4 protein-coding genes are annotated in these 4,229 nt (G+C 62.2%); 3 read left to right on the forward strand and 1 reads right to left on the reverse strand.

Annotated elements, in window-relative coordinates; genetic code table 11:
* Positions 1–2,745 (forward strand): strawberry notch C-terminal domain-containing protein (locus AC04L7_RS13365; RefSeq protein ID WP_475513183.1); only part of this gene is annotated, 2,745 nt, incomplete at its 5' end.
* 8 nt (positions 2,746–2,753) lie between these two features.
* Positions 2,754–3,107 (forward strand): hypothetical protein, encoded by a 354-nt coding sequence (locus AC04L7_RS13370; protein WP_436001302.1) that lies wholly within the window; start codon positions 2,754–2,756, stop codon positions 3,105–3,107.
* A gap of 59 nt (positions 3,108–3,166) precedes the next feature.
* Here AC04L7_RS13370 and AC04L7_RS13375 read toward each other — a convergent pair whose 3' ends face one another.
* On the reverse strand, positions 3,167–3,493 hold the full coding sequence (locus tag AC04L7_RS13375; protein WP_475513184.1) for a hypothetical protein: 327 nt from the start codon (positions 3,491–3,493) through the stop codon (positions 3,167–3,169).
* Between the two features lie 107 nt (positions 3,494–3,600).
* Between AC04L7_RS13375 and AC04L7_RS13380 the strand changes: the two genes are divergently transcribed.
* Positions 3,601–4,229, forward strand: a 629-nt coding sequence (locus AC04L7_RS13380; RefSeq protein ID WP_475513185.1) for a toprim domain-containing protein, incomplete at its 3' end; no start/stop codon positions are given.

Genomic DNA, 4,229 nt, shown 5'->3' on the forward strand with positions numbered 1-4,229 from the left:
ATCTACAGCCGCCTGTTCCCGGCCAGCGTCAATATCGGTGCGCTACCGGAAACGCTCGCTACTGGCGGCGAAGCACTGCAGGAAGTGCTGTCCTCCATGCTGGCCGCCGATGGCGTCTTCATCCGGCGCGAGCATGACCTGAGCGATCTGGAGTTTCGCGTCATCGCAGACACCGAGGAACGCCAGGAGCGAAACCGCGAACTGTCGGACCACTTGGCGGGCATCCTTGAGGTGATGAACTACATCGCCGGCGACATCAACGAGTTCGTCAGCGAGCGGAACAAGGAGATCCGCAAGCAACTGGAGGGTATGACGGACCAGGAGCGCAAGGGCAACCGCATGGGTGCGGTGTCGATCAACTACTTCTCCAGGCTGTTCAACATCTACAGACAGTTCCTGCTGGCCCTGCAGGTGGATCTGGCGGCCGATCGCGCCATCGAGGCGCTGAAGGCAGGACAGAAGCCGGTGTTCGTTCTGGAGAACACCATGGAATCGCTGCTGAAGGAAACCCTGCTCGGCCTTGAGGGTGATGAAGAGCTGACCGCGGAGGAACTTGCAGAGCGCATCGCGAATCCGGACATGGCTGGCACCAGCCTGGGCGAAGGCCTGACCTTCGCCGATGTCCTACACCGGGTGCTGGACAAGCTGGCGTTCTATGAGGAGTCGGACCGCTACGGCGAGCGGAGCAAGGTCGCGATCAGTTCCGAGAGCGCTATCGAGGGTGTGAAGCGCACGCGCGAGCTCATCAATGCCATGCCGATGCTGGCCGTCTCTCCGATCGACGTGATCCGCCACCGGGTCGAGCAGGCCGGCTTCAAGTGCGGCGAGCTGACCGGCCGCAAGCTGGGCCTACGCAACCAGGACGGCGAGTGGTACCCCTACCAGATCGTCCAGAAGCCCAAGGCACAGGTAGTGCAGTCCTTCATCTCGGGCGAAGACGATGCCGTCGTGCTCTCGCGCTCGGGCAGCACCGGCATCTCGCTGCACACCGATCCCAAATTCAGGGACAAGCGTCAGCGCGTTATGTTCGAGGTGCAGATGGCGCTGGATGTCAGCAAGCGCATCCAGTTCCATGGCCGCGTCAATCGCCGCGGCCAGACATCCTCGCCCATCATCGAATCGCTCAGCACCGGCCTTCCGGGCCAGGCCCGGCCGATCGCCATGGCGAACGCCAAGCTCCGAAAGCTGTCTGCCAACGTGACGTCGAACCAGGACAACGCATCGCTGGATGCGAATGTCCCCGACTTCCTCAATGCCGTGGGCGATGACGTGGCCTATCGCTACCTGGATGCCAATCCGGATATCGCCCGCCGCCTCGACATCGACATGGACCTGGAAACCGATCGCGAGCGCGAGCCGGCCTTCTTCGTGAACAAGCTGACCTCCCGCCTGGTGATGCTGCGCGTCAGCGAGCAGGAAGAGATCTACGCTGCGCTGACCACGGAATACACACGCCTGATCGCCGAAATGGATGAGAAAGGCATCAATCCCCTCAAGTCCAAGGAGGTCGACCTGCAGGCTCGCGAGTACAGCCGCGAGATCTACGAAGCGGGCGATGCTTCGTCCAACTCGGTGTTCAGCCAGCCGATCTACCTGCGCACGATCAAGTGCGATCGCATCCTCAAGCCGCTGCGGTGGTCGGATGTGCAGGCGCGGATCGATGCATGCAAGCGAGAGTACGAGCAGGCTATCCCGCATGACCCGCTCAACGCCTTCCAGCGTTACGTGCAGCATGCCCATCGTGATCTGGTGACCAGTAAGCCGGAGATCATGGAGCGAGCCCTTCCGCGCAAGTTCAAGAACGTGCAGGAAGCGTTGGATCACAAGGACAACAATGCGGTCAAGAACGCCCAGAAGCGCGTCAACTTTCTGATCACGCAGCTGGGCAATCTTGAGCTCGGCGGCCAGGTGACGATTACCGGCAATGACAATGACCCAGTGACGGGCGTGATCGTGCATCTGGCCATGCCCGTCCGCGAGCGCCAGAAGGACAGCCTCAGCGCCTACCTCATTCGCGTCGCGGTCCCCGGTTCCTCGACGCTCGTGGAGCGCTCGTTCTACTCGCTGCACGAAGATCCCATGTTCGAGCTGGTGCCCAGCTACCGGACCGACATGCGCATGGAAGAGAAGTTCGAGATGGCGCCGGAAGGCAAGGTCACGGACACGCGGTATGTGCTCGACGGCAACATGTTCAAGGCTGCCCAGCTGGCTGCGCAGCAGCGCCTGGGGTCGTCCGTGGTCTACACGGACGAGGATGGTCAGCGTCATCGTGGCGTTCTGCTCTCTCGCGGGTTCGAGCCGCGCCACCTGCAGGAGCTCCCGGTTGCGATGGAAACCCCGGACCAGCTGTTGGCGGTGATGGGGCATGACCGGACGGCCYGACTGTCGACGAGCTGTGGCATGGAGGCCTCCGCAGACGTCGACACGTTCTTGTATCAGCACAACGGGCAGTACGTGCTCCAGTGCCCTGGAACGAAGATCCGCGGCGGCCACGTGTTCGCCAACGACGACCTGGTGAAGTTGGTGGGTGAGTTCGCCGGCTCGCGCAGCACGATGTCTGCTCGCTTCGATTCGGACAAGCTGCCTCAGGTGGCAGCGATTCTGAACAAGGCGGGAATTCTGCTGTACGCGCCGGCTCGTATGCGAGCCATGCTGAACGAAAAGCGGGCCTCGCTAACCACTTACAATAACGAAAGTTATATGCAAGAATCCGACCGTGATACACGCATCAAAATGAGCGCGTGAGGCCCAACATGACCGACCTCCAGACATTGACGAAGCTGCAACCGGCGCTGGCGAGCCTGGGCCCGGAATCGCCCTACGTGCGCTTGGTGTCCCAAGATCGCCGCACGGTTGCGGATGTGGAGTACCGGGACGCCAGCGAAGCCTCCGCCGCCGAGATCCAGGTGGCGGTGGTGGAGCGGGATGCCGCTGACAATGCGGGCCCGGTGGTGGCTGCGGTTTTCGACGCGGCCACCGGCCAGATGCTGCGCTACGGCTCGACCGTCAGCTCGGCGAGCTCGGCAGCGATTGGGGCGGATTCGGTGGCGGATCTCGCCGCGGCGGTCGGGGAGCTGGTGGCATGTCCTGCCACGGCCGGCCTGTAAACGAAAARGGGGGCGCAGCCTGCGGCGCGCCCCCTTCGCATGTCAGCTCTGCTGGGGTATCAGCGAGCTTTCTTCTTGATGGCCTTCTTCGCCACCTTCTTCGTAGCGCCCGTCTTCTTCTTGCGGGGTTCGCGCGTGGGCGGGTAGTCAAACTGCTGCTTGATGTACTCCCGCGCCTGGCTCGCCGTCACGCGCGTTTCCAGGCCGCCCTTGATGAAGCGGTTGAGGATGTCCTTCATCGGGACCTTCTCGTCGACAAGCTGCTTCAGCACCGGGCGGACGCGCTTGAGTTCCTTCAGCACGCGTTCGGGGGTGCCTCGGCGCTCCCGGATCAGGGTGTCGGYGATGGACTGCTCTTGCGGGGTGATGCCTTTGGACGTGGCCATGTTCGTGCACTCAGGTCTGAAGGAATGAGCGGGAAAAGCGACTTTCGCTGGTCGATCTGGCGGAATCATACCAAAACCAAAATCAATAACCTAAACAGGGGCATCACATGTCCGGTCTGAAGCGTGTTTTTATCGCCGAGAAACCGAAGGTCGCTCGGGCCATCGCCGGTGTCTTGGAGCGTACGTCTCCCGTCACCGAGCGAGGGGAGCTTTTCATCCGCGGCAAGGATTGGGCGGTTTCCTGGGCTCGTGGCCATATCTTTGAGCTGCAGGAGCCGGACTTCTACCTGTCCAAGAAATTCCCCGATGCCCGGAAGGTGGGGGATTCAGGACGCCTCGCGTGGGATCGTGCGCACCTGCCTCTGGTTCCGACCGAGGACGAGTTCACCCTGCGATGCACGAATCGTGAAGCGTTGAGCGCGATTCGCAAGCTCGTCTCCGAGGCGGAGATCGTCGTCCATGCGGGTGACCCCGACCGCGAGGGACAGTTGGTGGTGGATGCCATCCTTTCGGAGTTGCGTGTTCGCAAGCCGGTGAAGCGCTACATCGCCAGCGGCATGGACGACACATCTGTCGAGATTGGCCTTCGTGATCTGCGCGACAACAAGGATTTCGTGGGGATGTCGGACGCTGCCAGAGCCCGCGGCTATGCAGACTGGCTGGTGGGCATGAACATGTCGCGGGCCTTGACGCTGCGTGCGCAGCAGTGCGGCACGAAGGGCACTGTCCCGTACCT

The organism is Pseudoxanthomonas sp. LjRoot204_2 (assembly GCF_056175765.1).